Annotated in this window: 5 protein-coding genes and 1 pseudogene; all 6 read right to left on the bottom strand. The window is 39.2% G+C overall.

Annotated features, from left to right (window positions below; all coding sequences use genetic code 11):
• Positions 1-893 (bottom strand): annotated as a pseudogene (locus T357_RS0118105) (hypothetical protein); the annotation flags it as partial.
• Between the two features lie 197 nt (positions 894-1,090).
• Complete coding sequence (locus tag T357_RS0118100; RefSeq protein WP_031555732.1) at positions 1,091-1,684, bottom strand: nucleotidyl transferase AbiEii/AbiGii toxin family protein; 594 nt, start codon at positions 1,682-1,684, stop codon at positions 1,091-1,093.
• Positions 1,671-2,438, bottom strand: a complete 768-nt coding sequence (locus tag T357_RS0118095; protein WP_031555729.1) for a type IV toxin-antitoxin system AbiEi family antitoxin domain-containing protein — start codon at positions 2,436-2,438, stop codon at positions 1,671-1,673. Before T357_RS0118095 ends, T357_RS0118100 begins: the two co-directional genes overlap by 14 nt.
• 229 nt (positions 2,439-2,667) lie before the next feature.
• Positions 2,668-2,949 carry a hypothetical protein gene (locus tag T357_RS0118090; protein ID WP_330373154.1) on the bottom strand — a complete coding sequence of 94 codons (282 nt, stop codon included), beginning with the start codon at positions 2,947-2,949 and terminating at the stop codon, positions 2,668-2,670.
• 469 nt (positions 2,950-3,418) lie between these two features.
• Positions 3,419-4,522: a hypothetical protein gene (locus T357_RS0118085; RefSeq protein ID WP_031555724.1), complete on the bottom strand. Its 1,104-nt coding sequence runs from the start codon at positions 4,520-4,522 to the stop codon at positions 3,419-3,421.
• A gap of 237 nt (positions 4,523-4,759) precedes the next feature.
• A partial coding sequence (locus tag T357_RS0118080) for a cation diffusion facilitator family transporter (RefSeq protein WP_031555721.1) occupies positions 4,760-5,275 on the bottom strand: 516 nt, incomplete at its 5' end.

Below are 5,275 nucleotides of genomic sequence, written 5' to 3'. Positions count from 1 at the left end.
CGTTCTGATAAGTTCTTTATCCCAACTTCCGTATCAGAGGTATAGGCGACTGTCTGAGTTCCTATATCTGCACCTATAATTCCTTTACCATACTTATGTCTCTGATTGCCAAACTTATCATATTTAGGCTTCGCTTTACCCTCAATGGTCAGATGAAGGTATACCCTGTATTTTCCCCTGATGAATTTGGGAACAAGAGTAGCATAGCAGGGTCTGAATGTGTCTATGCAACGGGCTCCTTCTATAAATGTATCCACCGCTTTTGTATCCATAATCTCAGGATTGGCAAAATATGACATGACAGCATTTATTTCATCGGTTTGAAATCTGTCCTTTATCTGCAACCCAAACATTATCCTACCAAGTTTAAACTGCACTTTATTATCTTTTATAGAGACAGGTATTCCACGATTTATCTGCTTTGCTCTGATGCAGGGAAGCTCTCCGTACTTGGAAAAATGAAGCATCTCTCCGTTACTATAAAGACATTTTTCCATACCACGCCATACATCCTCGGCTTTAGTGAGAGCGAATACTGCATCTATGCCGTATTTCTTGCCGATAGGTATCATGGAAGCCCTGCAAAAATCCCAGGTTACATTATAGGCTTTCTGCATTTCGTTAAGCTGTTTAGCCAGAGATTTACGATGTACCTTATTCTCAGTATTTCCGTATAGATTGAGAAGTTTACGGTATTTCTTTGTGCGCATAAGCTGGTCATGATTCTTTCTCATAAGGCCAACAAGTTCGTTACCTGCTTTGCGGACCTTATCAGAAAGAGCAACAACCTTTTGTACATCGGAATAAGACATATCCGTCTCTGCAACTAAAATATGTCTGTCAGAAAGTTTATGATATTGTTTCAGAAGCTTATTGTATTCTTCATAAGTCATGTTTTTTCTGTTCCTTGATGTATTTAATTACTGTTGCTTAATGGTTAGATACATACTTTTTTGACCCGGATCAATCCTATATGTATATGATAGTACATTAAGTGCCATATACATAGTGACACTTTTATATTTTACGTTTCCAAAAGCGACGCCATTCATCCCACGACCAAAAGGTCATGGGTTTTCTGGCTGATTATTTATAACTTCATGTCAGCCATAGTACAGAAGTCATATAAATCTCTGGCGGCAGCCCTGCTTATCAAGGCATTTGTCTTTGCTGCAAAGATTTCCATGGCCGCAACCGTTCTTATCTTTAGTGGATTTCCGAAAGCAGCTGTCACAATAGCTCTATCTTCTTCAGGAAGCACGTGAGTTCTCAATGAATAGTTGATCTCTATCTTGATCATATCCTTATTTCCGGCTGCATTCACATAATTATAGTGGAATGCATCCAGGCTATGACTGAATCTTGAAGCATCGGAAAGAGAATATCCTTGCTCAGACATATACCCCTTTATAAGCGTAGATAATTTCTCTCTTTCGCTTATAGTATCTTCTCTATTTAGATTCGGTACAAAATCCAGATCTATATCAACAGATAAACGTGGAAGATTGAAAACGGTAAGATTGATCGCAGTCCCCCCTTTAAGCAGGAGGTGTTCACGCATATATTCATGCGTGTTCAAAAACTCAAGAATCTTTCTTAATCGAAGAACCTTCTCAAATGTGTCTCTGTTGAAACCATATTCTCTCGCCCTGGTGTCAAGCTCTCTTCTGTTAAACTGCGGCATCTTCTATATCTCCGTTCTTGATGTTCTTAATATTTCTTGGATATACCAGTTTCCATTCAGAGGAATAAGTAGGTGAACTAATACCATTTGTCAGATATCGTTTTGAATTTCCTATCTTATCTTTGCATAGGTTAATGAAAGCATCGCTTATTCCAAGTTCCGATTGGTATTCGCTAAAAATAAATCCGATTTTCTGATATAGAAAGGCACTGTCATACTGAATCATATAATCTGACATTTTCTCCTCATCAATATTGGCCACGGATATTACACATGAAAGAACCTCTTCCAGTCCGGCGATGAGATTCATATCCTTTATGGAATCTATTATTGTTCGCTCCTTATCTGTAACCCTCACGCCGCCGCCAAACTCAGGAGAAACTATACCGTCCTTCATTTGACCTTTGACATAATGGTATGTGTACCCATCAAACTCAAAATCATGAAAACGAGTCTCAGATCCGACATAAACCTCATAGAAAACCTGATCTACAGATCCGTAATACTCAAAGGCTGTATGATGGGATACATATGAAGAGGGCGTGATAGCACTGGCAACCTGATACCTGTTCGCCACTGGTCCGCCATTTTCCCCACTCACGCACGTATATAATCCATTTCGGATTTTTAATACCATATTTTCCTTTAGAAGTTTTTCCAATGCCACTCTTGCTGTCCGTTCGCTGGAATATAGAGCATTAACTTCTTTCATGGAAAAAACCGGATATTGCAACAGTTCATAATACAAGTTCATAATTTACCTCGACAAGTTAATGATTTGTCGGAATTTACTTTAAAAAATGTAATAATTGTACCTATACTTAACTGTATTATTTATATCAGACTATGTCAAGTTGAGTATATGTATTATTTTAACATTATATATGTTATATACATACATAATCTAAACCTAATTACCGTCTCATAAAGTTTTTCGTACGTTTGAGGTAAAATATGGATTCTCTTATTGTTAGGGAAAATTATTATTTTTCCTTTTTAGACTTATTGATCTCATCGTAATAAGTCTTATACCTGTACGCTGTCCTACGGCTGCATAAACCGGTATCTACAATCTCCATTATGGTCTTTCCACTTTCATACTGAACAACGAAGTCGTTATAGCCCTGCATCCACTGTTCGTCATGTTTCTTTCTTCCGCCGATTTTTCTATTTTTGTAGTATTCAAGTTCTTCTTTGAGCTTAGCATTCTCCTCTTCCAGCTCTTTGATTCTTTTTAAAGCATCTTCAATTGTCATTTTTTTCATGATTTATCGCTCCTCTCTGTGTCATATATACTCTGGCATTAGAATAGCACTGACTGAATTTTGTGTCAATATAATCATGACATATTGTGCCTAAAATATATTGGCAATATAAAAAGCCCGTACATAACGTTCTGTACAGGCTTCTACGGACCATCCGCACCCAGCGCTTACGCTTTCTTTCAAAGGTTCTCTTCCAATGTCCGATTGAACTTGTCGGAGCAGAAAGAAGTATAGTGCTGCTATTAGTGCGTGATCGCTCAGTTACAAGATGCAACGTTTAAAATAACATTATGTACTCTCTAAGGAAAAATAATACTTTCCCAAAAAGGTAAGACATACACCCCAACCTGTTAATGCTTCTCAACAGTTACCTGCCTTAGCTTTAGAGTGGATCGGGTGCGTTTATGATGAGTCTCGTGAAGCCGTGAATACGGGCTTCATTTTTAGTGACACGGCCAGAACTCCTATATTAGCGAGTCTGACCAAAAGCAAGAAAGGCAAGTGCCCTCTTTTGCATTCTGCGAGACCTCCTTGTCCTGCAGTTTGCTCTTGTTGCTGTTAACCCAAGTGCCTTTAAGCTATCTTCTCTGTTTATAGATTTAACTTCCTTTGACAGAGTTGCACCAGTCTTTCCATAGAAAGATGGGGCATTAAGGATAAGCGCAAAAAGGATGAGGATGCAGGCTGTTAACAAGTAAAGATCGTCTGATTCACCTGTTTTAGGTGTAGAACGATGTTCTGTTACTGTTACTACAGGCTGCTGTACCTCAATGGCCTTAGGCTCAGGGATTACCTCCTCGACTAAAAAAACTGGCGTTTCAGGATTATTGATGTAATCCATCTCGCTGTTGTCATAAGTGGTAATACCGCCACCGCGTGTAGAGTGACTCTTAGCAGGAACCTCCTTTACAGCTTCTGTCTCAGCGACAGTTTCTGTTTCGGGTATGGTTTCCGGCTGAGTCTCTGCTACTGATTCCGGTGCTGTCTCTTCCTGAGTAGTTTCCTCTTGAGTCTCCTCTTGAGTTTCAGACTGAGTTTCCGGTTCTGTTTCCTGTTCTGTCTCTGGCTCCACGGTTTCCGCTTCGGTTGGTGCCTCTGTCTTTCTTTCCGGTCTGCTGAATCTGATCGATTCAATGTGACCTGTCTTGTCAGAAAGCTCAAACTGCTCAGCTTTATCATCTACATTGGATTTAACTTCCTCTGGTTCAGAGCCCACTGCAGTATTTGTGTCTTCGGAAATATCCTCGGACTTGTCTTCTGACTCGGAGTTAGTGTCTTCCTTGGTGTTGGAGTCTGCATCAGAATTAGTTGTGTCATTAGAATCCATATTGGAATCTTTCGCTTCATCTGCTGAATCATCAGAATTTTCCTCATCATTTTCGTTGTCAGTATTATCTGACTCTGAATCCGAATCCGAATTTTCATCAAAAGCTTCAGCCTCTTCAACCTCAGAAATCTGATCGGCATACACCGTTAGTGGTGGCATGACCACAAGCCTTTCTGTGTCAAAACCTACTGTAAGTACGATACAGAAAACAACGAGTTGCAAAAAAGCAAAAAAATGAGACTTCATAATGTCTCCCTTCCTGCGCTATCAACGCAAAGAACTGGGAGTCATAATGTAGATTTCGCGATCATTATCGTCTGTAATCTCCATATGACTCATAAAATATTGTTACGTTATAAGTATGGAAAGGGATTTTTCGGATAACGTCGAAAATCAGGGAAAAGGCGAGAAAAAACAAAAAAGAGCAAATACCGCAAAATGTACTTGCTCTTTCTATTAGATCTGATGATGTTAATCGAAATATTACTCTACCGGATTAACATGTATCATTATGTGTTTTACATTAGGATACTTGTTTTCGACACTGTTATGAACGGACTCTGCAATTTCATGAGCTTCAACAAGTGAAATATCTCTTTGGGTTGCGATTTCAAGATCGATATAGATTTTGTTTCCAAACTGTCTTGTGTGAAGCAGGTCTATGTGTTCAACTCCCGGCTGATCTTCAATGAAAGTCCGTAGATTTTCTTCAAAATCCTTATCACAGGATGTATCAAGCATTTTATCCAGAGCATCCCGGGAGATATCATAAGCTACTTTAAGAATAAACAGACAGATAACAAGGCTTGCAATAGGATCCATAATAGGAAATCCTATCATGGCCAGGCCAATTCCGATAAAAGACCCAACTGATGACAGGGCATCAGAACGATGATGCCAGGCATCTGCTTTAAAAGCAGATGAATTAAGCTTCTTAGCATATATCATGGTATACCAGAACATGGCTTCTTTGACGACTATGGAAACAACTGCAGCGAT

Source organism: Oribacterium sp. FC2011 (assembly GCF_000701645.1).
Taxonomy (GTDB): domain Bacteria; phylum Bacillota; class Clostridia; order Lachnospirales; family Lachnospiraceae; genus Oribacterium.
Note: the sequence above shows the minus strand (reverse complement) of the source record. Positions and strands in the feature narration are given on the sequence as shown.